Source organism: Halalkalibacter urbisdiaboli (assembly GCF_002156385.1).
Classification (GTDB): domain Bacteria; phylum Bacillota; class Bacilli; order Bacillales; family Bacillaceae_D; genus Halalkalibacter_A; species Halalkalibacter_A urbisdiaboli.
Window position 1 is genome coordinate 497,664 of record NZ_MVJM01000002.1, and the last position, 26,057, is coordinate 523,720.

Consider the following 26,057-nt stretch of genomic DNA (forward strand, 5'->3'; position numbering starts at 1 on the left):
CTTGCCTCCCTACGGTCGGGGCTGGCGCTGCTTCGCTAGCGCCTATTAAACCTTCCCTCCCTCCGGTCGGGGCCGGCGCTGCGTCGCTATCGCCTATCACACCTTGCCCCCCTCCTGACGGGGCCGGCGCTGCGTCGCTATCGCCTATCACACCTTGCCCCCCTCCTGACGGGGCCGGCGCTGCGTCGCTATCGCCTATCACACCTTGCCCCCCTCCTGACGGGGCCGGCGCTGCGTCGCTATCGCCTATCACACCTTGCCCCCCTCCTGACGGGGCCGGCGCTGCGTCGCTATCGCCTATCACACCTTGCCCCCCTCCTGACGGGGCCGGCGCTGCGTCGCTATCGCCTATCACACCTTGCCCCCCTCCTGACGGGGCCGGCGCTGCGTCGCTATCGCCTATCACACCTTGCCCCCCTCCTGACGGGGCCGGCGCTGCGTCGCTATCGCCTATCACACCTTGCCCCCCTCCTGACGGGGCCGGCGCTGCGTCGCTATCGCCTATCACACCTTGCCCCCCTCCTGACGGGGCCGGCGCTGCGTCGCTATCGCCTATCACACCTTGCCCCCCTCCTGACGGGGCCGGCGCTGCGTCGCTATCGCCTATCACACCTTGCCCCCCTCCTGACGGGGCCGGCGCTGCGTCGCTATCGCCTATCACACCTTGCCCCCCTCCTGACGGGGCCGGCGCTGCGTCGCTATCGCCTATCACACCTTGCCCCCCTCCTGACGGGGCCGGCGCTGCTTCGCTATCGCCTATTAAAACCTTGCCTCCCTACGGTCGGGGCTGGCGCTGCTTCGCTATCGCCTACTATTAAAACCTTGCCTCCCTACGGTCGGGGCCGGTGCTGCTTCGCTATCGCCTATTAAACCTTGCCTCCCTACGGTCGGGGCCGGCGCTGCTTCGCTATCGCCTATTAAACCTTGCCTCCCTACGGTCGGGGCCGGCGCTGCTTCGCTATCGCCTATAAAAAAAACTCCCATCCCTAACTGTTGTCAGGGACGAGAGTTGATTATACAAATCCCGCGGTACCACCCATTTTTAACGAGTCATTGACTCATTCGCTCTTCACAAGTAACGGGCGTGACCCGTTGAGAGCTACTATAATTGTTCACTCTCAAGACTCAAAGGTGAGTTCGTGATGCCGTTCGACCGACTCGCACCTACCGTCAGCTCTCTTAATACCCCAAGCATTACTACTAGTCCTTCTCAACGTCGCCATATCAACTTACTAGTATTGTATGAATTGAGACGAGTGCTGTCAAGTTCACTTTCGTACTTTAGAACCTTCTTCTAACAGTTTTTAGCCTTTTTATTATAAATAGAAGCATTTGAATCCATCTCAACTCGTTTATTCTAAGTTTGGCTGCAATCATGATGCATGCTACAATAACTCATGTTAGACGAATGACATAAGAAAGGTGAAAAGAATGGATCCTACGAATCAACCTCCCATTCATTTTGGAGACAAACGCTATTACACATGGAATCAGCATTTAAAAGACCATTTCGGTGTGAAGATATTTAAGATTCCATTAGACGCCGGATTTGACTGTCCAAATCGAGACGGCAATGTAGCCTATGGAGGCTGTACATTTTGTAGTGAACGTGGTTCTGGTGATTTTGCAGGCGACAGAACACAAGACCTTGTTACACAATTTCATACAATAAAAGAACGTATGCATAAAAAATGGAAAAACGGAAAATACATTGGGTACTTTCAAGCTTATACAAACACTTATGCTCCAGTTGAAACACTACGGCAATATTATGAAGAAATCTTAGCCCAAGAAGATATTGTCGGTCTCTCAATTGCAACGAGACCCGATTGTTTACCTGATGAAGTTGTAGAATACCTAGCTGAATTAAATAAACGAACGTATTTATGGATTGAGCTCGGCTTACAAACAGTACATGAACATACAGCCCAACTCATTAATCGCGCTCATGATTTTCAATGTTATGTGGATGGTGTCCAAAAGCTTCGTAAACATGGTATTCGTGTTTGTTCACATATTATCAATGGGCTTCCACTAGAAACGCATGAGATGATGATGGAAACCGTTCGTGAAGTTGCAAAATTAGATGTTCAAGGCATAAAAATCCACTTGCTTCATTTATTAAAACGAACACCTATGGTTAAGCAATATGAAAAAGGGCTTTTGGAATTTATGAGCCTTGAAGATTATGTTCAACTTGTTGTCGATCAGCTAGAGATCCTTCCCCCTCATATTATGATTCACCGTTTAACAGGAGATGGGCCAGGTGCTTTAATGATTGGTCCGATGTGGAGTATGAATAAATGGAATGTATTAAATGCAATTGAAGCCGAACTAGTTAGGCGGAATAGTTGGCAAGGAAAATTTTATCAAAGGGAGGCTATCGGATGAAGTTGCTTGGGATTCTCCCCTTTGCACGTTTTTTATTAGAACAAGCGCTCGAACCAGGCGATATTGCTATTGATTGTACAGCTGGGAATGGACACGACACTCTATTTCTAGCAAATATCGTTACAGAATCAGGGAAAGTCTATAGTTTTGATATACAAGAACAGGCTATTAAACAAACACAAATAAAAATGGAAGAAAACGGTATTAATAACCGAGTATGTCTTATAAACCAAGGACATGAAACGGTAGCACAGGTCATTCCAGACGAAGAACACCGCAAAGTGAAAGCTGCCATTTTTAATCTTGGCTACCTTCCCGGTGGTGATAAGGACATTGTGACTAGACCAGATTCAACATTGCAAGCCATTCAAGCCCTTTTAACAATTATGCCTAAAGGGGGAACCATAGTTCTTGTTATTTATCATGGACATGAAGAGGGAAAAAATGAGCGAAAAGAAGTAGAAACATTTACTGAGGCACTCGACCAACGGAAAGCCCATGTCTTAAAGTATCAATTTACCAATCAAGCAAACAATCCCCCCTTCATTATCGCTATCGAAAAAAGATAAAGTCTTGATAATTTTAGTAACTCGATAAAAAATGGTAATTATCATAAGGCCGTTTAACCAGTTCTAAAAGAAGTGTCTTTTCAATGGCTATGCTAGATTATTATGTGGATGCAAAGATTATTAGAAACGCAGGAGCCGTCATCTCCCATCCTTTTGGAAGTGCCCTATGACACAAAAGAGGGCTGCCTCAGGAAGCTTAAAACATGCAAGGCTGTGCCCAAAGGTAAAAAACAACCTTTGGGCACAGCCTCTTTCTTTACTTTGATCCCCGACGAAAAATCCAACTATTTAAATAGAATAAAAATGTTGGGAGTCCACCCATTTTAATCATTTTTTTTGATTTTAGCTTCATCTCTTTGTCACCTTGAACTTTATCATCAGATAAATACATAGCAATTACACCACGTAAAATCATTCTATGAAATTTCGGATCTGGTAGGTTCTTTAACCCTTTTTCCGCTTGCTTAACAAAGTAGTTAAAACGTTCAATCATTTCTTCTTCGCTGTCGTAATAAAAGAGAAAGTTTAACTCATCGTCAGCGATATCTTCTTCTTGATCAATAAAATAGTCAAGTAGAATATGGACTCCTTGAACCCATGGATAATATCCATCTTTAATCGATTTGGCTGTCTCTAACGCTATGTTGTTTTGTGCACCATAACTAGCCAACGTGTAAAGACCTAGAGTGGAAGCTGTACAGGCTGAAAATTCAAACCAAGTCATTGTCGGATGTTTTTCTCGGTGTAATTCAAACCATTCTTTTAAAAGAGGGATTCGCTCTTCTTTTTTAACATGCTTATATACTTGCAAATCACCATAGTACCCGCTTAGTTCAAGCATATCTTTTTTTACAGCATCAAACGACGGAAAGGTTAAAAGTACTCTCCGGCATGTTCCAATCAATTCACGCAGATACCCCCCGTCCTCTTGCTCCTTGCGATGTGCATAAAAATTTTCAAGAGGGCGTTCTGGGTCAACCGCACACAAAAGTGCATTATGTAAAGAACGAAAATCATTTGGATCAAGTGAATCACTTTGGTCACAAAGGTTATCTAAATAATCACACATAATTTGATAAGCAATAATAAATTGAACGATGTCTTCAAAACGGTCCTGAGTCACTAGACCGAATACGCCTCCCCCTTCACAATGGAAAGCTTTCTTTTTAAGAGCATCTAAAGCTTGCGAACGTAACTCCTCATCAGGAATGGCTTGAGCCTTCTCTATCCATGGATTAAAGTAACGATGAACGGTTGGTACAACTTCACGATAGATCATTAGTAGTAATGGAATTGGTTTAGTAGGAACCATTAAATACGTCTTCCTCCTCAAATAACATACATAAATAGTACCATAGCATAATTGGTTCATAGAGACAACGAGGCCGCTTAATTCTTTTAGAAATTGACAAAGAAGGCTACCTCGCTGTTTGAGATAGCCTTTTATCTATTACATCTATCTTCAAAAGTGTGTTGCCTCCCTTTGGTCGGGGCCGGCGTAGCAAGCTCCGCCTCTTTAAAAAAAACCTCCCTTTGGTCGGGGCCGGCGTAGCAAGCTCCGCCTCTTTAAAAAAAACCTCCCTTTGGTCGGGGCCGGCGTTGCAAGCTCCGCCTCTATCGTAATATCATGTTTACAAAGCCGATGGCGTGTCGGAAGACTTCTTCTCTTTCTGGTTCATTAAATATTTCATGATAGAGTCTGTCCCATTCTTTGTAGTGTTTATTAGTCAATGCTAGGCTGTTAAACCAATCTCGTACTGCAAATTTATCTACAATATAATCTTCACCCGATTGCAGTACTAAAAGTGGGAGATCAGGAAATTTTTCAGGGTATCGGTGTGAAAGCCTCATTGCCTTTGTTAACTCCTGATACCACCGAGCGGATACCTTTGTTACTCTTAGTTCATCTCTTATATAAGCCTCACGGATCTGTTCGTTCCGTGTTGTTAGTTCAGGTTTTATCCCTGATTTCGCTGAAAAAGATGGTGCCACTATATGAACAAGCTTCATCGCAAATTCTTTATTTTTCCCTGGGGGTTGAGTCAATCCTAAGCAAGGCGATGATAAAATAACACCTTCAATGTAGGCATAGCTTCTATCCATTAATGTCCGGATCGCGACGAGTCCTCCCATGCTATGACCGAATAAAAAGATAGGTAATTTTTTTTTCCTTCCTTCTTCAATCCATCCCTCTACGGTATCAATATATTGATTAAACGACTGAATATGACCTCGCTTTCCACGTGTCTGTCCTTGTCCAGGCAAATCACCCATAATCACTTCGAGTCCATGTTGATTCCATTTCTTTGCTAACCATTGATAACGACCATGGTGTTCCCCAGCTCCATGAACAATAATGATGACCCCACGTGGCTCTGCAACTTCCCATTTCCACATTTGTCTTCCTCCTCGTTGTTTCAGGTTTTCAACAACAATATGTTATTTGAAAACCTTTTCTAGGATTTTTTACAGATTATGAAGTATCGCGGCATTGATGATTACGTTAAAATTAGTATAGCTGTTTTTTAAATCTACGAAAAGGATGTGTACATATGATTTACCCATACAAAGACAAAACACCCTCTATTTCTAAAAGTGCTTTTATCGCTAACTACGTAACAATTACAGGAGATGTCACTATTGGTGATGAGACGAGCATATGGTTTCAAACAGTTATTCGTGGTGACGTTTCCCCGACTATAATTGGTAATCGGGTCAATATTCAAGATCAATCAATGCTCCATCAAAGTCCAAAATATCCTCTCATTATCGAAGACGATGTCACAGTTGGTCATCAAGTCATGCTACATAGCTGTACAATAAAGAAAAATGCATTAATCGGAATGGGGTCGATTGTTTTAGATGGTGCCGAAATTGGAGAAGGGGCTTTCATTGGAGCTGGAAGTCTAGTCCCACCAGGTAAAAAGATCCCTGCTAATTCACTTGCCTTCGGTCGCCCAGCCAAGGTCGTACGTGAATTAAATGAAGAAGATTTGAAGGATATGGCACGGATAAGAAGAGAATACGTCGAAAAAGGGCAATATTACAAGAGCCTCCAAAAATAATAGCGCTAATATTGCGATATTTGATTAGAGCTAAGAGATTTCCATTCCAGCTTTTGGCTCTTTTTTTCTCTTTACATTTTTGTATGATTTTAAACTTTTCTTGATAATTCCTCAATATTTGCTTGTTATGATTAAACAAAGATAAAAGGGGGGGTTATTATGCAAAAAGCGTTGTCTAAGCTTTATTTAACGGATCAGCAACTTTTTCATTGGATTAATGGAATAAGCAAGAAAGCTTTATTTCTAGCGGTGATGAAGCAAATTACTCATGTTGGTGGGGCGACATTCACAATCGGCACTTCTTTAATCCTTTGCATATTCACAAGGGATGCAGTCCGCCATATTTCAATTATTGCTGCACTTTCACTTCTATGTAGTCATCTTTTAGTTATGGTCCTTAAGCGTTCATTACCTAGACTACGCCCTTATCTCGTCCTTCCTCAAACGATTGTCATTGAAAATCCCTTTAAAGATTATTCTTTCCCCTCTGGTCACACAACGGCGATTTTTTCCGTGACCATCCCTTTTATATTCACCTTTCAATGGCTTGCCATTCCGTTATTTTCTCTTGCTGCCATTGTTGGTGTTTCCCGAATTGCCCTTGGGCTTCATTATCCTTCAGACGTGTTAGCTGGAGCTCTACTAGGGACACTTTCAGCAGGCTGCATCCTCTTTTTTATTGGCTAGTTTTAACATTATCCTTACTTTAACGGAGGGGTTTTATGAAAGTTGCCATTTTTTCTGATACGTTTGTACCTCAAGTTAACGGTGTTGCCAAAACAATTAAACGACTTATCGACCACTTTGAACAACAAGGGATTGACTATCAACTATTTGTTCCTGATGCCTTAGAACAGAGTGATTTATTCTCAAGTAATATTCATTCGTTCGTAAGTTTACCTTTCTTTCTTTACCCAGAATGCCGGATGGCTTTACCAAACCTTTTCTCTATTAAAGAAAAAATTGAAGCATTTAAACCAGATTTAATTCACATTGCTACACCATTTAATATCGGACTTACCGGATTGCATTTCGGTAAAAAATATCAGATTCCGATGGTTGGTTCATATCATACCCATTTTGATTATTATTTACGTTATTATAAGCTTACATTTATGACTGAAATGCTTTGGAAATATATGAAATGGTTCCACACACCCTTTGAGAAAACATTTGTACCATCTGAAGAAACGAAAGATTATTTAGCCGACAAAGGATTTCAAAACATTGAGCTATGGACTCGTGGTGTTGATTGTCAACTTTTTCATCCACGTTATGATAAGGAGTCAGTTCGTAAACAATATTCCATATCAAGAAAATACACGTTGCTTTATGTAGGAAGAATGGCTCCTGAGAAAGATTTAGAGACACTTCGCCATATCATGCGACTTCTACCTAAGAATATTCAAGACGAGGTTCATTGGCTCCTTGTTGGAGACGGCCCTTTGCGTGCAGAGATGATGGAGGAATATCAGGAACATGTTACGTTTACTGGATATTTGAAAGGAGAAGCATTAGCCTCCGTTTATACATGTGCTGATTTATTTGTATTTCCATCTAGTTCAGAAACGTTCGGAAACGTCGTATTAGAAGCTCTCGCCTCTGGTACCCCCGCAATCGTTGCTGATCAAGGAGGGGTGAAAGAAATTGTTCAGCATCGTAAAACAGGTCTTATTTGTGAAGCAAAAAATCCGCACTCATTTTCGAATGCTATCGTTTCCTTATTAACGAATCATAGTATTCGGAAAGAAATGGGTTATGAGGCCAGGGAATATGCAAAATCGCAATCGTGGGACACAATCTTTGCTCAATTAGTGAAACAATACGAACTTGTTGCTCAAAAACAAAAAAACTTACGTCAACTTGCTTAATACCTTGAATAGAATTGATTATTATTATCAATACTAGAAGTAATGTTTCATAAACTAAAAAAGGGCGTTTCGCGAAAAGGGTGCTTTTCCCTTTTTCAATGCCCTCGAAGCAATGTGCGGAGCCGTTGCCATCTTTTTAAAAGCCTGCTATGAGTGGGTTTCTCATAGCAGGCAAGCAACGTGTGGATCCATTGCTACTGAGGCATTGAAAAAGGTTGGTTTTTACCTTTTTCGTGGCTTCCGTTTCCGCCGCCCTTTTTAGTGAGTAGGTTCAAATGTTTGGCAATCTGTTTCTTTTTGAGATTCTGCTTCCTTACCGGTGTGGCTAACAACATAAATTCGATCAGCTTGACAAAGGTTTCCCTCTGCCCAATACGTACAGTTATTCACTTCACATAATACATCTTGAGCCATATTAACACCTCCTTCTCACTAACAGTTTGACCAGTTTTCTATAACGGCATACAGGGGATGAATGGCTTTTTCTTAATGACATTTCTAAAGGTTTTCCTCAGAATAAAGAAGCCCGCTAGCATATTAGCGGGCTTGTCTATTTTATAGTCCTGCTTGTTCTTTTAACGTACTTGCTTTGTCCGTTTGCTCCCAAGGAAGTTCAACATCTGTACGACCAAAGTGGCCATATGCTGCTGTTTGCTTATAGATTGGGCGTCTAAGATCAAGCATTTTAATAATTCCGGCTGGACGAAGGTCAAAATTGTCTCTTACTAGAGAAACTAATGTCTCTTCTGAAACTTTTCCTGTGCCAAATGTATCAATAGAAATAGATACAGGCTGTGCTACCCCAATGGCATAAGCTAGCTGAACTTCACATTTATCCGCTAAACCAGCTGCTACAATGTTTTTAGCAACATAACGTGCCGCATAAGCACCTGAACGGTCAACCTTTGTCGCATCCTTACCAGAAAATGCTCCACCACCGTGTCGAGCATAACCACCGTACGTATCAACAATAATCTTACGCCCAGTAAGGCCAGCATCTCCTTGAGGCCCACCAATGACGAAGCGGCCTGTTGGGTTGATAAAGTACTTCGTATCTTCATCAATTAATTCAGCTGGTACAACATGATTAATGACATACTCTTTTAAGTTACGTTGAATTTGCTCAAGTGAAACTTCTGGATGATGTTGCGTTGAAATGACAATCGTATCAATACGAGCTGGCTTTCCATCTTCATCATACTCAACTGTTACCTGAGTTTTTCCATCTGGGCGAAGATACGGAAGAATTTCTTCTTTACGTACCTCCGTTAAGCGACGTGCAAGTTTATGACTTAATGAAATTGGTAAAGGCATTAACTCTTTTGTTTCGTTATTTGCATAACCAAACATTAAACCTTGGTCACCAGCACCAATTGCTTCGATTTCAGCATCTGTCATTTGCCCTTCGCGCGCTTCAAGCGCTTTATTGACACCTGCTGCAATGTCAGCTGACTGCTCATCAATTGAAGTTAATACCGCGCATGTTTCAGCATCAAATCCGTATTTCGCACGAGTATAGCCAATTCCCTTAACCGTTTCACGTACAATTTTCGGAATGTCTACATACGTACTTGTCGTAATTTCACCGGCCACTAGGACTAATCCTGTATTTACAGATGTTTCACACGCTACACGTGCATTTGGGTCACTTTTTAAAATTTCATCGAGAATCGCATCCGAGATTTGGTCACAAATCTTATCGGGATGACCTTCCGTTACTGATTCCGATGTAAATAAGCGACGACTTTTCTTTTCTACCATGTTCAAATATCCTCCTCTGCACAAACTAGCATGTGCGAATAATTGATACGGCACTCGTTCCCCGCTAAAGGCTAAGACCCTTAGCTGTAGACGTGTATAAACGAGAAAAACCCAATTCCGTAGAGGAAAAGGGTTGAATGTTTACCTTCCGCCTCTTATCGTCCAAGGCAATGCCTTGCAGGTTAGCACCTTTTCACTCAGGGCATGAGTGTTGGTTGCTGGGTTTCTTCGGGCCTGTCCCTCCACCTACTCAGGATAAGAGTATCCGTTCGCGACATATCATATCGCACATACTTCTTAATGTCAATGTCTTAGACGTGAAAAAAGGAAGACCCAAAAATAGTCTTCCTAATAAGGTGTTCGGTTATTCTCTTGATTGCTTTCTTGCTTTCTTTTTTCTTCCTCTTCCTGTCTTATTTGCTCCCGCATTTGAAGTCGAAGCAATTCATCTTGATTATCTCTCGGCTTCACTTGACTGTAAACACCACTAGCGGTTAATCCAATGACTAATGCCACTAATAATTCTTCTCCCCACTCTCTCGGAATAAACCAAAGGATACAAGCGATGGCGATAGCAACTAATGCCCGATATTTTTTTTCAATTCCAAATGCATTTCCTATTACTGTCACCAAAGCCGCTACAACAGCGGAGACCGTCGCTAAGTCCATCATTGACACTTCCTGCATGTTGAGAACCTCCTCACTATTCCTTTTCTTACCGTATGCAAAACAAATTAAATTGGTTACTAAAAGCAAAATGCACATTTTTTTCTTAATGTTCACAAAAAGTCTAGACGAATTCATATAATGTGTTATACTAAATAAAAATTATGACACATTAATATCTATTAAATAACTAAACGAAAGGATTTGTGATGAATGAAAGCACTTAAAAAGCTATCCAAACTTGAATATATTCTAGATGGGACAGGTGCACTACACGATTTACCATTACCTACTTTGATTGAAAAATCATTAATGAGAAAAGAAGGTGTTTTAACTGCATCTGGGGCTTTAAGTGTTGAAACTGGCGCCTATACAGGACGTTCACCTAAGGACAAATTTATAGTAAAAGAACCTAGCGTGGCCGATAAAATTAATTGGGGAAAAGTAAACCAACCAATTGAGAAAGCTGTATTCAATCATTTATTAAACAAAGTTCTTGATTTTCTTGCTGAGAAAGATGAGCTTTTCGTTTCGAGAGGTTATGCCGGAGCAGATTCTCGCCACCGTTTACCGTTACTAGTTGTGAATGAGTTTGCTTGGCATCAAGTTTTTGCAAGACAATTATTTATTCGACCTGATAACCATGATATTAGTGAGAATCAACGTCCATTTACGATTATTTCGGCACCAACCTTTAAGGCTGATCCTGCTGTTGACGGAACGAATTCTGAGGCTTTTGTTATTATTTCATTTGAGGAAAGAATTGTGTTGATTGGCGGTACAGAATATGCTGGAGAAATGAAGAAATCTATTTTTTCCGTAATGAATTACTTGTTACCTGAACAAAATGTACTTCCGATGCACTGTTCGGCTAATGTAGGAAAAGAGGGAGATGTCGCTCTATTTTTCGGACTTTCTGGAACTGGAAAAACAACGTTATCTGCTGATCCAAATCGGTTCTTAATCGGAGATGATGAACACGGCTGGTCAACGAACGGGGTGTTCAATATTGAAGGTGGCTGTTATGCAAAATGCATCAACCTTTCGGAAGAGAAGGAACCTCAAATTTGGAATGCGATTCGATATGGGACAGTACTTGAAAATGTAATCATTGTACCTGAAACGAGGTTACCAAATTTTAACGATACAGCAATAACAGAAAACACGAGAGCAGCCTATGCATTAGATGCAATTCCTAATGCCTTAACACCTAGTGTTGCAGGTCATCCTGACACAATTATTTTCTTGACTGCTGATGCTTTCGGTGTCCTACCACCGATTAGTAGATTGACGAAAGAACAAGCGATGTATCACTTTCTTTCTGGATACACGAGTAAGCTTGCTGGAACAGAACGTGGTATCACCGAGCCAGAAGCAACGTTTTCTACATGCTTCGGTGCCCCATTTCTCCCATTAGCTGCTCACCGTTATGCTAAAATGCTTGGTGAAAAAATTGCTTCTCATGATGTCCAGGTGTTCCTAGTAAACACAGGCTGGTCTGGGGGGCCTTACGGAGTCGGAAAGCGGATGAACCTCGCACATACTAGAGCAATGATTCAAGCGGCACTTCAAGGTGAACTAAAACAAGCAGAAACGACAATTGATCCTATATTCGGTATGCACATTCCTCTGCATTGCCCTGGTGTTCCGGATAACGTTTTACAACCAAGAGACACATGGGAAGACAAAGCAGCCTATGATGAAAAAGCAAGAGAGTTAGCCCTTAATTTCAAAGAAAACTTCGAAAAATTCTCACCCGTCGCTTCAGAAATCAAGCAAGCTGGACCACTAATTTGATAACAACAGCGGCTTTGCCGCTGTTGTTAGAAGCAATCGGCGGTGCCTCTGCCTTCTTTTTAAGTCCCAACAAGCACTCTTCTTGTTGGGACGTGCAGAGCGTAAGCCATTGCTCTTCTATGATTAAACTCTCAAGATTCTTTTCGGCTTTGCCGCTGTTGTTAGAAGCAATCGGCGGTGCTTTGACTTCCAAGTCCCTACGAACTTGAGAAGGCTTCAAAAGTGTAAAATATTTAAGTAGTGCGTCGGAGTCGACCCACTACTTTTATTTTATTTGAGCCTTCATCCATTTAGCAGCCTGTTGTAAGACATATAATTGATCTTTTACAGGGAATTGATGCGAAAACTGAGGATATATCCATGTATTGAATGATTTATTATGTTCCCGTAAAGCTCGTTTAAGCCGAAGTGCATGTTCAACCGATACATGCTCATCTTTTTTTCCATGAATAATTAAGACAGGTGAATTAAGCTGGTCTAAATGTAATAAAGGCGTACGCCATTCATATCTTTCCGGATACTTTGCGGGTGAACCTATAACTCGCTTCATCATTCTTCGTAAATCAACCCGTTCTTCATACGTTAAAAACATATCACTTACCCCGTTCCAGCTTGTAACCGAGGCAACCTCTCTTCTTTCTAATGCTGTTAATAGAGCCATCACTCCACCACGAGAAAATCCAACAACATGGATTTGATGCTGTTTAACGTTTGGATGAGCCTTTAACAAATCAAAGGCATAAACCGCATCCATCCGATCTTCACCACAAAAATCTTCTTGCCCCTCTCCTCCAAGGTTACCACGGTAAAAAGGTGCCATGACGATAAATCCTTGGGATGCCCATTGAATGACACGTTGAATTCGAACCATACCTACTTTTTTTATTCCACCTCTTAAATAAAGAAGCCCAGGTAAAGAAGCATTGTCTAATTGTGGAATAGCCAAATACCCCTTTACACGAAGACCTTCACTTTTATATGTGACAATAAATAAGGATACACGTGGATGCGGAGAAGGAACCCGTTCAGTATGTAAGATTTCACTATTCAAGCCCTCATCTCCTTTCAAAGTTAGATTAACACATTTCGTTAGTGATACATACACTATTACATCACAGAGGTATTTTAAAGGAGTTGACCACCATGAAAGCGATTTTCAAAAAATCGTTTATTCTCTTCTCGGGCGTCTTACTTATTCTCGTTTCAACATCTTGTTCTCGTTCCTCAAATGATACGGTGCGACTAGCAGAAGTGACCCGTTCCATCTTTTATGCCCCCCTATACGCTGCTATCTCTCAAGGCTTTTTTGAAGAGGAAGGTATTGACTTAGAACTAACAACAACATGGGGTGGGGATAAAACTATGACAACTCTCCTATCCGACGGAGCAGACATTGCCCTAGTTGGGGCAGAAACCTCTATCTATGTATATGCTCAAGGCTCAACCGATCCTGCAATCAATTTTGCTGCCCTTACTCAAACCGACGGTACCTTTTTAGTGTCTAGAGAGAAATTGGACTCATTTGAATGGGATGATTTGAAAGGTGGTACCTTCTTAGGTCAGCGGAAAGGTGGAATGCCACAAATGGTGGGTGAGCATGTTTTACGTTTACACGGTATCAATCCTCAGCAAGACTTAGAACTCATTCAAAACATTGATTTCGGAAACATTCCAAGTGCCTTTGCATCTGGGACTGGTGACTTTGTTCAACTTTTCGAGCCACAAGCAACTCAGTTTGAGAACGAAGGAATCGGTCATGTCGTCGCCTCATTCGGGACCGAGTCAGGGAAAGTTCCATACACTGGTTTTATGGCAAAACAAAGTACAATTAAAAAGGATAAAGACGTGTTAGAACGTTTTACAAAAGCATTATACAAGGGGCAGCAATGGGTACAGGAACAGCCCGATGACGTCGTAGCAGAAGCTATCGTTGGTCATTTTGAAGATACACCAGTTGAACTTGTTACCCAAGTCGTTGATCGTTATAAATCTCAAGGTTCTTACGCTACCACTCCCCTTTTAAGCCCTGAAGCATGGGAAAATCTCCAAATGATCATGGAAGAATCCGGAGATTTGCCGGAATATGTAGATTACGAGGAACTTGTTGATACCTCAATTGCTGAGAGTGTGATGAATTAGGAAGGTGGTATCGATGTCTAAATTAAGGCTTGATCATGTTTCAATGACCTATTTAACAAAAAAAGAGGCAACAACTGCTCTTGAGAATATCAACTTGAATGTCGAGGACGGAGAATTCATCTCCATCCTCGGTCCAAGCGGGTGTGGAAAGACTACTCTACTTTCTCTAATTGCCGGTCTTCTTTCCCCAACCTCTGGATCGATTTTACTCGATGGGAAAAATGTAAAAGAAAAAGATATAAATATCGGCTATATGCTTCAGCAGGATTATTTATTTCCATGGTTAACGATCGAAGCCAATATTACCATCGGTCAAAAAATCCTACGGCAAGACTTAAAAAAAGGCTTAAAGGAAGCCGTCACCTTGCTAGATAAAATGGGGCTAGCGGATAAACGAAATCATTATCCTAATCAATTATCAGGAGGGATGCGTCAACGTGTCGCACTCGTTCGCATGCTTGCGACCAACCCATCCTTAATGCTACTGGACGAACCATTTTCAGCACTGGATTACCAGACAAAACTTAAGCTAGAAGACTTGGTCTTTACAACCTTAAAAACAGAACAGAAAACAGCCATTCTCGTTACCCACGATATTGGAGAGGCCATTGCGATGTCCGACAGAATCGTTCTACTCTCCCCTAGACCCGGTCGCATTCATCGAATCTTTCAGATGCCAAAAGACGTTAGAAACGCCTTGCCTTTTGAAGCAAGACAATCTTTTGCATATAACGAACAGTTTCAGATAATATGGAAGGAGTTGGAGAGCCTTGAATGAGCGTAAACGACATGAAGAATATGTGCAATCATTAAAAAAGGAAAGGAAGATTGTTTTCACTGTTCAGCTCGGTATTCTCTTGATCTTCTTCACTCTATGGGAATTTGCTGCAAGGTTTCACGTCATAGATCCACTACTCTTTAGCATGCCATCAAGAGTTTTCGGCCTTCTATATCATCGAATCATCGATGGAAGCTTATTGGCTCATACATCCATCACTCTCTTTGAAACAGTGTTAGGATTTTTACTTGGAACCTTACTCGGAACAATCATCGCAGCTATTTTATGGTGGTCACCATTTATTTCAAAAGTGATAGATCCTTATCTCGTCATTCTTAATTCAATGCCAAAGGTTGCGCTTGGTCCAATATTAATTGTTGGGTTAGGACCTGGTTTCACTTCTATTATTGCAATGGGCGTGCTCATCTCTATTATTATAACAACCCTTGTTGTTTACACCTCATTTAAGGAAGTTGATCATAATTATATTAAAGTCATGCAGACGTTCGGCGCTTCAAAAAAACAAACCTTTCAAAACGTAATATTACCAGCTTCAATTCCAACTATTATTTCTACATTAAAGGTGAATGTTGGTTTATCCTGGGTAGGAGTCATTGTCGGAGAGTTTTTAGTATCTAAGCAAGGTTTAGGCTATTTAATCATTAATGGCTTTCAAGTATTTAATTTCACACTTGTACTCATGAGCCTTATCGTTATAGCCGTGCTCGCAACCTTAATGTATAAAGGCGTCGAATTGCTTGAGCATAAATTAATGAAGCATTTTTAAAGACCACTGAAAAAAGGTAATATCGGCCTTTTTCAGTGGTCTTTTAAACAAGTTGCTTTTTCTTTAAGTAAGTAAGGCAATGTGTTAATACATCATCTTTCATAATGAAGCTAAAGCGCTTATCATTTTTCAAATCATCTGGAAAATCTGATACTAAGACAGGACCTTCAGTTTCCAAATAACTTTCTCTCGGTTTCATTGTTTCGATCGTAGCAAAATAAATGCATTTTCCAAAACGCTTATTCATACAATGGACGACATACTGCCCAATATAGGAAAGAGAGGAAATTGTAGCTCCTGTTTCCTCTTCTACTTCACGGATCGCAGCTTCTTCAAGGGACTCCCCTTCCTCAACTTTGCCACCAGGAAACTCAAGCCCTCTCTCTTTATGCTTTGTTAAGAGATACCGCCCTTGGTAGACACAGATTATCCATACATGCTTTGGTTTTAGTGTTAAAGACTGATCAAAAGTCAGTAATACTTTGCAACCTTGTTGATCCATAAATGTATACATTGCTTTAACCGCTCCTTCTATCTCTATACTAAGCAGTATACTCCCTTTTGCAAAGATTACCAACAGTTAACCCCAAGTTTGTTTCACCGTTTCTTCTGGTCTAATCATAAGAATCGTAATGACAATCGCCAGTAAACAAATCAATGCATTGCTGGAAAACAAGAAAAAGTGTGAGCCTTTCATTAAAAAAGCAAACACAGGTGGACCAAGTGCTACACCTGCAAACCGCATGCTGCTGTAAAGAGACGTGATTGAGCCGCGCTGTTCTTTTTCGATTCCTTCAGTAACAAATGCATCTAGGCTAGGTAATGCAAAGCCTATTCCAATTCCACTTACAAATAAAGCAGTAAGTAATACATAAATATCTTTCGAAAATGAGATCGAAAAAGTAGCAATTGTTAAAAGCAACAAACCAAGTAATGTTATTTTCCTCATTTTCTGTTTATCCTGACCGATTGACTTTCCGGTTATATATGACGAACCACAAAGCGCTGCAAGCGGAATCGCTAAAATAATCCCCTTCTTCACGCCTTCTATTTGATAAGAATCTTCGAGCATCGTTGATAAGTAAAATAAAATCCCAAACAGAATAAACATACAAATTGTACCGACTGCGAATACAGCATATAGCCAACGTCCTTCTCGTTTAAACGTAACTTTAATTTTTTTTACAAATTCTTTAAATGCTAACGGCTTTTCTTTCAAAGGGGGGGACTTAACTAAAAAAATAAGCAGTAAAATTGAAATAAAACAAAAAACAGGAATAGCAAAAAAAGGCATATACCAAATAATTGACGCTAAGAGCGCACCTAGTATCGGACTTAATACTTTTCCAAAGGTGTTAGATGTCTCTATAATACCAAGTCCTCTACTGACATCCTTCTCACTTTTAAATAAATCACCTACTAATGGAAGGACAATTGGTGCTGCACCAGCCGCTCCAATCCCTTGTAAAAATCGGCCAATAAGTAAAAGGTTGTAAGGATTTTCTGCATTCAAGCCTGCAAACCCTGAAATAAGCCCGCCGATTCCCGCTAAGATTAGACTTGGGATAATTACGCGCTTTCTTCCAATATGGTCGGAAATATAGCCTGCAATCGGAATACATAAAATCGCTACAATCGAATAGACAGTAATGAGCATGCTCGCCTGAACAGAACTAATGCCTACCTCCTTTTCAATGATAGGAAGAACAGGGATTAACATTGAGTTTCCCAATGTCATGACGAGAGGAATTGAAGCAATTGACAGGACGTCCCAATTTTTTTTCTCCTCCATTTTTTTTCCTCCTTCATTACACCGATTCTTATCTAGTATGAGATGTCCAGTCCTTTCTATGCATTTGCTGCGCAACCAAAAAAAGGGTGAAGTAAGTGGTTTGCTTACCACTTACTTCACCCTTTGTCTTGTCTTAAACCAATTGATATTTTCCACTTTCCTTTAGGAGCGTATAAACCTCGACAAGTGTTCGCTGTGAATAAACAGCAAGATCCTCTTTTCGATGTTTAAATTCATCAAAGAAAGCATCTCCAGAGAATCCTTCTTTTACAAGAGTTTCAACAACGTCCTCAATAATGTCATCTTTACGTAACACTAACTTTGCTTCAAGCAGTATACTGAAGTTTTCGCTAAGTTCTGTTATAGCTGAGACGGACGTAATCATAGCTGCTGGATGGTTTTCCTTACTTGTAATCACAACATCTACTAGAATATTTTGATTATGTTCACGAACGTTTTCAAAATACATCTTATGCTCTTTTGAGACGACAGCATCAATGTACCAAGTCTGTTCTTTGTTTTCCAAGTTAATGATTAAGCCATCTTTAACCGGAATCGGTTTATGAACGACCTCTCCTTCTTCCTTTTCAAGCAATGATAAAGAGTAAAGTCTAAATGTTTTCACGAGGCTTGTCCTCCTTTTTGTGATTCCATTACTTACATTAAACCACAACTCATCCAAATGAACAAAATGAAAAAACAGCTTTCCTCCTTTTTCTGAAGCGTTCGAAGCGATTGACCTTTCATTCGCTTCCTTTCCAGACAAAAAAAGAGGCACCATAAAGGGAATTTCCCTTTTGATACCTCCTCAAGATAGCCCCAATTATGAGCTTTTCATCTGTTGAAATAGTGATTCATATTGCTTTTCTTGAACCCATTGAATAAGTTCCACTTCTTTTCCAGTCAATTCTCTGCCAAGTTTACTTGTACATTCACTTACGAGCTCTTGATATAAATTTTCAACTGCCATTTAGTAAATGTCTCCTTCTTCGCAAATCTATACTTTGTTCTAATCTATTCTCTAACGCCTCAAGTTATTCGTATCAAGTTAGTATTTCGATGTTTAATTTCGATTTCCTGCTATCATTAAAAAAATCAGCAAATACTCATTAGAACTTTATGACTTCTTTCGAGTTCGGGTGTAAGGTTTCGACAATGAAGCTCTTCTAAAAGCATGTCAATAAAATCCTGCTCTAATCGTAACTCTTTTGCTCTAAAATAGGCTTCAATTAACACTTCATTACTCAACATATCCATTTCCGTTCCCCCAACACGCTCTTGTTTCTTATTTTAAAAACGCTTCTCATAAGCCGCCCTCATTCGATTCAACCCTTCTTGTAAAATCGATCGCGGACATGCCAAATTCATACGTTCAAAATTACTTCCTTCTTCACCAAACATCGGCCCATGATTTAAGGCTACTTGCGCTTCTTCAATTAACCACTTTTTTCGTTCGGCATCCGTTAAACCTAACTCAGAGCAATCGAGCCATAGCAAATAGGTACCCTCTGGTTGGATTGGTTTAATTTTAGGCATTTTCGCTTCAATAAACTCAACAACCATTTGATAATTTTTTTGTACATAGTCCATTAACTCTTCTAACCAAGCTTCACCATGTCGGTAAGCAGCTTCCGTTGCTATTTCTGCAAAGCTATTAAGAGAGTTCATAAATGTCCCTGCAAGGAAATTCTTTAATTTTCGTCTTAACTCTAAGTTTTCAACAACAACGTAGGATGTTTGTATTCCTGCTAAATTAAATGTTTTACTTGGAGCTAAGCATGTAAATGTTCGTTCTGCCATTTCTTTGTCAACAGAGGCGAAAGGAACATGAGAATACCCATCATATAATAAATCCGCATGAATCTCATCCGAAATCACAAATAGGTTATGTTTTTTACAAACGGCTGCTAAAGCCTCTAGCTCAGCTCTTGACCAAACCCGACCACCTGGATTATGAGGGTGACAAAGGATAAGCATTTTCGTCTTCTCGGTAATAACAGACTCTAACTGGTTTAAGTCCATTTCATATTTTTCCCCATTGAAATGGAGTGGATTTTTGACTAACACACGATCGTTCTTCTTAATCACATCATAAAATGGGTAGTAGACCGGTGTTTGAATAATGATTTCATCCTGCTTCTCCGTAAAAGCCTGTATAATATGACTTAACGTTGGAACAACCCCAGGTGTATAAATAAACGAGCTTGGGTCAACCTTCCAATGATAACGTCTTTCTAACCAACTCTTTACGGCCTCATCGACTGAAGGCGAATGAGCTTGATAACCAAAAACCCCATGATCAATTTTTTCCTTTAAAGCATCTAAAACCGCTTGCGGTGCTTGGAAATCCATATCAGCAACCCACATCGGCCAAAGATCTTCTGCTCCAAATCGTTCTTTTAACATATCCCATTTCATTGAGGAGGTTCCTTTTCTCTCAATGACTTTGTCGAATAACTCACTCATGCATGTACACGTCCTTTCTAAAAGAAACCGAACCGTCTCTATCGATTATATAAGCCCTTTTCTCGTATCGCCGTTCATTATAATGCCCTTCTATATATTACATCAACCTCTATACGATTCCTTCCGTTTATCGAAATTTGTTCGTATTTAGGTACAAAGAACTAACCTTGGGAAGGCACTTGTGTTTTTAAAGGCTGAGCGGCTAAACCTAACAGAACATTTTCTACTGCTAACTTAGCCATCTCCATTCTCGTTTGAATAGACGCACTTCCGATATGTGGAACAGCGGTAACGTTCTTTAACTTTAAAAGAGGATGCTTTGAAGTAATCGGTTCGTTCTCGAAAACATCCAATCCAGCTGCGTAAATCTCTTGGTTAACTAAGGCCTCATACAGCTCTGCCTCATCAACGTTCGTTCCACGAGACGTATTAATAAAAACAGCTGTTTTTTTCATTTTTGCAAATTGTTCCTTTCCGATCATTCGATACGTGTCAGGCGTTGAAGGTGCAAGTAATACAATAAAATCAGACCGCTCAAGCAGTTCGTCAAGGGAACAATAAGTTGCTGATACCTCCCTTTCAGCCTCACTATGTCGGCTTCGGTTATGATAAAGAACATTCATCGAGAATCCTTTCGCTCTCCTCGCGACACTTAATCCAATCCGGCCCATGCCGATAATGCCAATCGTTGCCCCGTAAACCTGTTGACCTGTTAATAAAAATGGAGACCAGCTCGCCCATTTATCCTCACGAATTAGTTCTACCCCTTCGACAAGTCTTCTCGCTGATGCAAGGAGTAATGAAAAGGTTAAATCAGCCGTTGCTTCGGTTAAAACGCCTGGTGTATGACCGATAGCAATCCCCCGCTTCGTCGCCTCTTCTACATCGATATTGTCAAAACCGACAGCCATTGTACTAATAACCTTCAGTTTAGTTGCCCGTTCTAGTAACTCTTTATCAATCGCATCCGATAAATTAGTTAATAGACCATCAGCATCTTCTATCTCTAATAATAACCGTTCACGAGGCATCGGTTCATCTTCCTTATCCCAGACGACAACCTGAACATTCGAAAATAAGTCGATAATTTCGTTTGGAAGCTTTCGCGTTACAACAACCTTCATCACATTGCTCCTTCCTCTTTCGAACTCTATTTAACATCGTACAAAAGAATTTCCCATTTTTCCACTTTCATGATTATTTTCCAAACAGACGTAGCATGAGAGTTGTGGTAAGATGAGGATGGTAAAAGGAATAGGTATTTTGTTAAAGAAAGGTGTTTTCAATGAGTATCTTATCTGTCAAAAATCTTAGTCATGGGTTCGGCGATCGCGCGATTTTCCATGATGTTTCGTTTAGATTATTAAAAGGGGAGCATATTGGACTTATTGGTGCAAATGGAGAAGGTAAGTCCACCTTTATGAATATTATTACTGGAAAGCTTATGCCAGACGAAGGAAAAGTTGAATGGTCAAAAAAGGTGCGTGTCGGTTACCTAGATCAGCACACAGTCCTTGAACGCGGGATGACGATGCGTGATGTATTAAAGAGCGCATTCCAGTATATGTTTGACCTCGAAGCTGAGATGACAGCCATGTACGATAAAATGGCGGATGTTACCCCAGAAGAGCTTGAAAAACTGCTAGAAGAAGTTGGTATCATTCAAGATACATTAACGAATAATGATTTTTATGTGATCGATGCCAAAGTTGAAGAAATCGCTCGTGGACTCGGTTTAGATGAAGTTGGGTTAGATAAGGATGTTGAGGACTTAAGCGGTGGCCAACGGACAAAGGTTCTTCTTGCAAAGCTTTTATTAGAGAAGCCAGACATCCTTTTATTGGACGAGCCAACAAACTACCTTGATGAACAGCATATTGAATGGCTGAAGCGTTACTTACAGGAATATGAAAATGCTTTTATTCTCATTTCTCATGATATTCCGTTTTTAAATAGTGTGATTAATCTCATTTATCATATGGAAAATCAAGAGCTTAATCGTTACGTTGGCGATTATGATCACTTTTTAGAGGTTCATGAAATGAAAAAGCAACAGCTTGAAGCAGCTTATAAAAAGCAGCAACAAGAAATCTCTCAATTAAAGGATTTTGTTGCTCGAAATAAAGCCCGTGTTTCCACGCGTAATATGGCGATGTCCCGCCAAAAGAAGCTTGATAAAATGGAAGTTATCGAGCTTGCAAAAGAAAAACCAAAGCCAGAATTTCATTTTAAAGAAGCTCGAACACCGAGTAAATTGATCTTTGAGACGAAGGACCTTGTGATAGGATATGAGGAGCCATTATCAAAGCCATTGAACTTACGAATGGAGCGCGGACAAAAAATCGCGCTAGTCGGTGCAAACGGAATCGGAAAATCAACACTATTAAAAAGTATACTAGGCTTAAATCCTCCCGTTTCTGGCTCGATAGAACGTGGCGAATACCAGGAAGTTGGCTACTTTGAGCAGGAAGCGAAAGACTCGAATAACACTTGTATCGAGGAAGTATGGCAAGCCTTCCCTTCCTATAATCAGGCGGAAATTCGTGCAGCATTAGCCAAGTGTGGCTTAACAACGAAGCATATTGAAAGTAAAATTGTCGTTCTAAGTGGAGGAGAAAAAGCAAAGGTACGACTTTGTAAACTGATTAACCGCGAGACGAATATCCTGGTGCTTGATGAGCCAACAAACCATTTAGATGTTGATGCTAAAGATGAGCTTAAACGTGCGCTTCAGAGCTACAAAGGAAGCATCCTTCTCATCTCCCATGAACCAGAGTTCTATCAAGACGTTGTAACAGACATTTGGAATTGTGAATCTTGGACCACAAAGCTAGTTTAAGTTAAAACCCATTTTACAAAAAGCAACTTCCCTCACTAGAGAGCACTAAAAAAAATCTTTTACGTTGCTCGCCAAACTATGAGAAAACCGCTCATAGTGAGGCCGCTGATAAGGAAACCCACCCTTTTCAGCGACCTTCACTGGTGAGTTGCTTTTTTTATCCTCTAACCGTTATAGACGATTTTTACTTTTTCTGCTGCTTCTTTTGCTTTTTCGTTTGCAACTTCAACTGTTTCAGCCGTACTAAGCGTTACCGCCATACGACGGCCAATCTTTGTCTCGGGCTTACCGAACAGACGAACCTCTGTATTAGGTACTGCTAATGCTTCTCCAATTCCTGTAACTTGATACGTCTTACTTTCCTCCCAAGCCTTTATGGCATGACTTGCTCCTGGTGTATGTAGCACAATCTCTGTAATTGGAAATCCTAAAATCGCACGAACATGCAAAGCAAACTCAGATAGATTTTGAGTTGCTAGTGTCACCATTCCCGTATCATGTGGGCGAGGAGAGACTTCACTAAAGTAAACCTTATCCTTTGTTAGAAATAATTCTACACCAAATAAGCCATAGCCGCCTAGCTCATCCGTGATTGTTTTTGCAATCTGTTCTGCTTCTTGAATTTGCTCTGTACTCATTTGATGTGGCTGCCACGACTGGATATAGTCACCGTCCTTTTGGATGTGGCCAATTGCTGGGCAATACGCAGTCCCCGATACTGAACGAACCGTTAATAACGTTATTTCTGAATCGAAATGAATAAATTGTTCAACAATGACACGGGTACTTTTTCCGCGAGCACCATCAAGTGCAATTTGCCAAGACGTTTCAACATCGTCAAAGGTATGACAAAGACTTTGTCCTTTTCCTGAAGAGCTCATCAATGGTTTAATCACACAAGGTGTTCCAATTTTATTTACCGCCTCTTTTAATTCCTCTAAAGAATTAGCGAACTCATATTGAGCTGTTGGCAACCCTAACTTCTCGTTCGCTAGTCTTCGAATGCCTTCACGGTCCATCGTTAACTTTGTAGCGGATGCAGTTGGTACGACATGATACCCTTCCTTTTCTAAATCAACTAGCACCTGTGTTTGAATCGCTTCAACTTCTGGAACGATGAAATCAGGCTTTTCCTTTTCAATTACATTACGTAACTGCTGTTCATTTAGCATGTCTACTACATGATATCGATGAGCAACCTGCATGGCAGGCGCATGTTCGTAGCGGTCAACAGCGACCGTTTCAACTCCAAGTCTCTGAGCCTCGATAATTACTTCTTTTCCTAACTCCCCTGAGCCTAATAGCAATAACTTTTTTGCTTGTGTAGTAAATGGCGCACCTTGCACGACTCGTTCCCCCTAGTTTACATTGTGAATTCCATTCCATCTTAGCATAAAATCCCACTAACCGTAATTGACTATAACAACGACTCTGCACCATCTATAAAGATTTGGCTGCCTGTTATATGGTTTGATGAATCCGATGCTAGAAAGTGAACAAGCTCCGCTACTTGCTCAGGTTTTCCAGGTTGGTGCTCTAACGGCTGTGACCCTTCAGGAAATTCGATTGGTATTTTAATTTTTTCAAGCTCTTCTTGGTCTGGAAACGTATTTTTACTAATATTCGTTTCGATCGCACCCGGACAAATAATGTTCACCCTTATCCGGTACCTCGCTAGCTCTAAAGCTGCCATTTTGCCGAAAGCCACTTGCCCTGCTTTGGATGTACTATAAGCTGACATACCAAAGCTTCTAAAGGTTCGCGTCCCATTTATTGAGCTTGTTATGATAATACTGCCTCCATTTTTCTTCATATGGGGGATCGCATATTTCACCGATAAAAACGTACTTCTTAAATTTGTTGATAATGTTTGCTCCCAATCATTCGCTGTTAAATCCTCAATTGGTTCCACCTTGCCATTAATGCCTGCATTCGCGAAAACAATATCAAGACGGCCCCACTGCTGTATCACTTTTTGGAAACTCTCCTCCATTCTTTTCGGATCCGCCACATCTGTATCCGTGACAATTGCTTCTCCACCGAATTGTTCGATTTCTTGTTTTACTTTTTCTGCATTCTCTTCTTTCAAATCTACTAGAGCTACTTTTACACCACTTTTCGCTAATTGAATCGCACTCGCTCGTCCTATTCCTGAAGACCCCCCCGTGATAATCGCCACTTTATCCTGTAATGTTTTCATTGTTTCGCTCCTTCTACAATTCGACTTTACAGGTAAACTTCCCCTCAGCATTCCATTTCATTCACTAGCATCTATAACGAAGAAACCGGGCGACATTATGCCGCCCGGTTATGATTCGAATCATCACCATCCTCTTCTTCCCAATAATAAACACGTGGAAGATGAACAAACCTAACATATTCTTGCAATAATGAAGCACCAACAAATAGTGCCATTTGCCAATCAATTCCTTTTAACATGCAGGCCCACCCCCTCGCTAATAAATATGGAAGATGGAGGATGTCTTATGTCATATCTGAAATTTTTAGGCTTTGTAAAAATAGTCCCCTGATTGAATAAGCCCCCGCTTGTGCTCATTTTCAATTAAACTATTCGCTGCTAAATACTCCACTGGCTCATCAGGTGTTTCAATTAATGCCTGTACTTTCTCAACGTCTCCCTTTTTAAACAAATGAATCATTTCGATTAAATCTTCACGATCAATAATTTTTACAGAAGTTGCTGTCGCTAACTTCAAACAAGGCTCGGAAAGTTCATTTGATGATGTAACAATTAATGCTGTATCTGCATCATAAAAAGCTTGAGCCGAATACACCTCTTGCACTGCGGAGAGCCCTACCTTATCAAGATATCGCTTTGCTTGAACAACAGTCCGTTGCTCCATTGTTGTAACAAACAGTAAATCGGCTCCAAAGTCGCGGCTTTTCTTTGTTTGATATGTTTCGTAACCAACAGCACAAAAAAACACATATAAGTAATCCTCAAATTCAAAGCCATCCATTTTATCGATATCCTTTATCGTAATTTTGGATAAATCATAACGTTTTTTCCGTTTACTTTTTAGCCAGAGAACGAAAAGTACAAACGAGCCTCCAACAATTAGGCTTAGCCATAAATTTGTAATGACAAAGTCAATCACAATATCCCACTCCTTCT

Annotated in this window: 28 protein-coding genes, 1 riboswitch and 1 other annotated feature; of the genes, 10 read left to right on the plus strand and 18 right to left on the minus strand. The window is 40.7% G+C overall.

From position 1 onward, the window contains the following. Positions 1 to 995: 995 nt before the first annotated feature. Positions 996 to 1,223, minus strand: a binding site (T-box leader). A 208-nt stretch (positions 1,224 to 1,431) separates the two neighbouring features. Both mnmL and mnmM read left to right on the plus strand, forming a co-directional pair. Beyond that, positions 1,432 to 2,391, plus strand: a complete 960-nt coding sequence (gene mnmL, locus B1R93_RS10275) for a tRNA modification radical SAM protein MnmL/YtqA (RefSeq protein WP_088103888.1) — start codon at positions 1,432 to 1,434, stop codon at positions 2,389 to 2,391. After that, positions 2,388 to 2,960, plus strand: coding sequence for a tRNA 5-(aminomethyl)-2-thiouridylate-methyltransferase MnmM (gene mnmM, locus B1R93_RS10280; RefSeq protein ID WP_088103889.1), 573 nt, complete (start codon positions 2,388 to 2,390; stop codon positions 2,958 to 2,960). Before mnmL ends, mnmM begins: the two co-directional genes overlap by 4 nt. A gap of 256 nt (positions 2,961 to 3,216) precedes the next feature. Here the strand turns inward: mnmM and B1R93_RS10285 are convergent, their stop codons facing one another. Then, the gene (locus B1R93_RS10285) at positions 3,217 to 4,272 is read right to left on the minus strand and encodes a tetraprenyl-beta-curcumene synthase family protein (protein WP_245308256.1); all 1,056 of its coding nucleotides are present in this window, start codon (positions 4,270 to 4,272) and stop codon (positions 3,217 to 3,219) included. Between the two features lie 302 nt (positions 4,273 to 4,574). After that, the gene (locus tag B1R93_RS10290) at positions 4,575 to 5,357 is read right to left on the minus strand and encodes an alpha/beta hydrolase (RefSeq protein ID WP_088103891.1); all 783 of its coding nucleotides are present in this window, start codon (positions 5,355 to 5,357) and stop codon (positions 4,575 to 4,577) included. 155 nt (positions 5,358 to 5,512) lie between these two features. Here B1R93_RS10290 and B1R93_RS10295 point away from each other — a divergent pair, with 155 nt between their 5' ends. From B1R93_RS10295 to B1R93_RS10305, 3 genes are all read left to right on the plus strand, one after another. Continuing rightward, the gene (locus tag B1R93_RS10295) at positions 5,513 to 6,025 is read left to right on the plus strand and encodes a gamma carbonic anhydrase (protein WP_088103892.1); all 513 of its coding nucleotides are present in this window, start codon (positions 5,513 to 5,515) and stop codon (positions 6,023 to 6,025) included. Between the two features lie 159 nt (positions 6,026 to 6,184). Further along, a complete protein-coding gene (locus B1R93_RS23655; RefSeq protein WP_088103893.1) occupies positions 6,185 to 6,712 on the plus strand; it encodes a phosphatase PAP2 family protein in 528 nt (175 codons plus the stop codon). 35 nt (positions 6,713 to 6,747) lie between these two features. Then, on the plus strand, positions 6,748 to 7,896 hold the full coding sequence (locus B1R93_RS10305) for a glycosyltransferase family 4 protein (RefSeq protein ID WP_088103894.1): 1,149 nt from the start codon (positions 6,748 to 6,750) through the stop codon (positions 7,894 to 7,896). Positions 7,897 to 8,154: 258 nt separating this feature from the next. On the opposite strand, the gene B1R93_RS10310 is transcribed toward B1R93_RS10305, so the two are convergent. From B1R93_RS10310 to B1R93_RS10320, 3 genes are all read right to left on the minus strand, one after another. Continuing rightward, positions 8,155 to 8,310 (minus strand): DUF1540 domain-containing protein, encoded by a 156-nt coding sequence (locus B1R93_RS10310; RefSeq protein ID WP_088103895.1) that lies wholly within the window; start codon positions 8,308 to 8,310, stop codon positions 8,155 to 8,157. Between the two features lie 141 nt (positions 8,311 to 8,451). Further along, complete coding sequence (metK, locus tag B1R93_RS10315; protein ID WP_088103896.1) at positions 8,452 to 9,657, minus strand: methionine adenosyltransferase; 1,206 nt, start codon at positions 9,655 to 9,657, stop codon at positions 8,452 to 8,454. Between the two features lie 152 nt (positions 9,658 to 9,809). Further along, a riboswitch (SAM riboswitch) is annotated at positions 9,810 to 9,919 on the minus strand. 86 nt (positions 9,920 to 10,005) lie between these two features. Beyond that, positions 10,006 to 10,344, minus strand: coding sequence for a hypothetical protein (locus B1R93_RS10320; RefSeq protein ID WP_088103897.1), 339 nt, complete (start codon positions 10,342 to 10,344; stop codon positions 10,006 to 10,008). 192 nt (positions 10,345 to 10,536) lie between these two features. Between B1R93_RS10320 and pckA the strand changes: the two genes are divergently transcribed. Then, on the plus strand, positions 10,537 to 12,120 hold the full coding sequence (gene pckA / locus B1R93_RS10325; protein ID WP_088103898.1) for a phosphoenolpyruvate carboxykinase (ATP): 1,584 nt from the start codon (positions 10,537 to 10,539) through the stop codon (positions 12,118 to 12,120). On the opposite strand, the gene B1R93_RS22705 is transcribed toward pckA, so the two are convergent. Together B1R93_RS22705 and B1R93_RS10330 are read right to left on the minus strand one after the other, a co-directional pair. Further along, positions 12,095 to 12,313 (minus strand): hypothetical protein, encoded by a 219-nt coding sequence (locus tag B1R93_RS22705; RefSeq protein WP_133058633.1) that lies wholly within the window; start codon positions 12,311 to 12,313, stop codon positions 12,095 to 12,097. The two genes, pckA and B1R93_RS22705, sit on opposite strands and share 26 nt — an antisense overlap. Before the next feature lie 72 nt (positions 12,314 to 12,385). Continuing rightward, a complete protein-coding gene (locus B1R93_RS10330; protein WP_088103899.1) occupies positions 12,386 to 13,171 on the minus strand; it encodes an alpha/beta hydrolase family protein in 786 nt (261 codons plus the stop codon). A 92-nt stretch (positions 13,172 to 13,263) separates the two neighbouring features. On the opposite strand from B1R93_RS10330, the gene B1R93_RS10335 reads away from it, so the two are divergent. Genes B1R93_RS10335 through B1R93_RS10345 form a run of 3 tightly spaced genes read left to right on the plus strand, consistent with a single transcriptional unit; the run spans position 13,264 to position 15,824 of the window. After that, on the plus strand, positions 13,264 to 14,259 hold the full coding sequence (locus B1R93_RS10335; protein ID WP_088103900.1) for an ABC transporter substrate-binding protein: 996 nt from the start codon (positions 13,264 to 13,266) through the stop codon (positions 14,257 to 14,259). A gap of 13 nt (positions 14,260 to 14,272) precedes the next feature. Next, positions 14,273 to 15,037 (plus strand): ABC transporter ATP-binding protein, encoded by a 765-nt coding sequence (locus B1R93_RS10340; protein ID WP_088103901.1) that lies wholly within the window; start codon positions 14,273 to 14,275, stop codon positions 15,035 to 15,037. Continuing rightward, complete coding sequence (locus B1R93_RS10345) at positions 15,030 to 15,824, plus strand: ABC transporter permease (protein WP_088103902.1); 795 nt, start codon at positions 15,030 to 15,032, stop codon at positions 15,822 to 15,824. The genes B1R93_RS10340 and B1R93_RS10345 overlap by 8 nt, the downstream gene beginning before the upstream one ends. Before the next feature lie 43 nt (positions 15,825 to 15,867). Here B1R93_RS10345 and ytkD read toward each other — a convergent pair whose 3' ends face one another. The 7 genes from ytkD to B1R93_RS10375 form a co-directional block, all read right to left on the minus strand. Next, the gene (ytkD, locus tag B1R93_RS10350; protein ID WP_425348947.1) at positions 15,868 to 16,401 is read right to left on the minus strand and encodes an RNA deprotection pyrophosphohydrolase; all 534 of its coding nucleotides are present in this window, start codon (positions 16,399 to 16,401) and stop codon (positions 15,868 to 15,870) included. Between the two features lie 3 nt (positions 16,402 to 16,404). Next, a complete protein-coding gene (gene bcbE, locus B1R93_RS10355) occupies positions 16,405 to 17,616 on the minus strand; it encodes a bacillibactin exporter BcbE (RefSeq protein ID WP_088103903.1) in 1,212 nt (403 codons plus the stop codon). A gap of 133 nt (positions 17,617 to 17,749) precedes the next feature. Beyond that, positions 17,750 to 18,241: a YwpF-like family protein gene (locus B1R93_RS10360; RefSeq protein WP_088104646.1), complete on the minus strand. Its 492-nt coding sequence runs from the start codon at positions 18,239 to 18,241 to the stop codon at positions 17,750 to 17,752. A gap of 198 nt (positions 18,242 to 18,439) precedes the next feature. Further along, positions 18,440 to 18,586, minus strand: a complete 147-nt coding sequence (locus B1R93_RS22990; protein ID WP_165763783.1) for a hypothetical protein — start codon at positions 18,584 to 18,586, stop codon at positions 18,440 to 18,442. Between the two features lie 125 nt (positions 18,587 to 18,711). Further along, entirely contained in the window at positions 18,712 to 18,873 is a 162-nt protein-coding gene (sda, locus tag B1R93_RS10365; RefSeq protein ID WP_088103904.1) for a sporulation histidine kinase inhibitor Sda, read from the minus strand. Between the two features lie 33 nt (positions 18,874 to 18,906). Then, on the minus strand, positions 18,907 to 20,082 hold the full coding sequence (locus tag B1R93_RS10370) for a MalY/PatB family protein (protein WP_088103905.1): 1,176 nt from the start codon (positions 20,080 to 20,082) through the stop codon (positions 18,907 to 18,909). A gap of 161 nt (positions 20,083 to 20,243) precedes the next feature. Next, positions 20,244 to 21,206 carry a 2-hydroxyacid dehydrogenase gene (locus B1R93_RS10375; protein WP_088103906.1) on the minus strand — a complete coding sequence of 321 codons (963 nt, stop codon included), beginning with the start codon at positions 21,204 to 21,206 and terminating at the stop codon, positions 20,244 to 20,246. A 161-nt stretch (positions 21,207 to 21,367) separates the two neighbouring features. On the opposite strand from B1R93_RS10375, the gene B1R93_RS10380 reads away from it, so the two are divergent. Beyond that, positions 21,368 to 22,921 carry an ABC-F family ATP-binding cassette domain-containing protein gene (locus B1R93_RS10380; protein ID WP_088103907.1) on the plus strand — a complete coding sequence of 518 codons (1,554 nt, stop codon included), beginning with the start codon at positions 21,368 to 21,370 and terminating at the stop codon, positions 22,919 to 22,921. A gap of 164 nt (positions 22,922 to 23,085) precedes the next feature. Here B1R93_RS10380 and purT read toward each other — a convergent pair whose 3' ends face one another. The 4 genes from purT to B1R93_RS10395 form a co-directional block, all read right to left on the minus strand. Further along, positions 23,086 to 24,267, minus strand: a complete 1,182-nt coding sequence (gene purT, locus B1R93_RS10385) for a formate-dependent phosphoribosylglycinamide formyltransferase (protein WP_088103908.1) — start codon at positions 24,265 to 24,267, stop codon at positions 23,086 to 23,088. A 71-nt stretch (positions 24,268 to 24,338) separates the two neighbouring features. Then, the gene (locus B1R93_RS10390) at positions 24,339 to 25,121 is read right to left on the minus strand and encodes an SDR family oxidoreductase (RefSeq protein ID WP_088103909.1); all 783 of its coding nucleotides are present in this window, start codon (positions 25,119 to 25,121) and stop codon (positions 24,339 to 24,341) included. A 95-nt stretch (positions 25,122 to 25,216) separates the two neighbouring features. Then, complete coding sequence (locus B1R93_RS22995; RefSeq protein WP_165763784.1) at positions 25,217 to 25,360, minus strand: hypothetical protein; 144 nt, start codon at positions 25,358 to 25,360, stop codon at positions 25,217 to 25,219. 65 nt (positions 25,361 to 25,425) lie between these two features. Continuing rightward, positions 25,426 to 26,040: a restriction endonuclease gene (locus B1R93_RS10395; protein WP_088103910.1), complete on the minus strand. Its 615-nt coding sequence runs from the start codon at positions 26,038 to 26,040 to the stop codon at positions 25,426 to 25,428. Between the last annotated feature and the right edge of the window lie 17 nt (positions 26,041 to 26,057).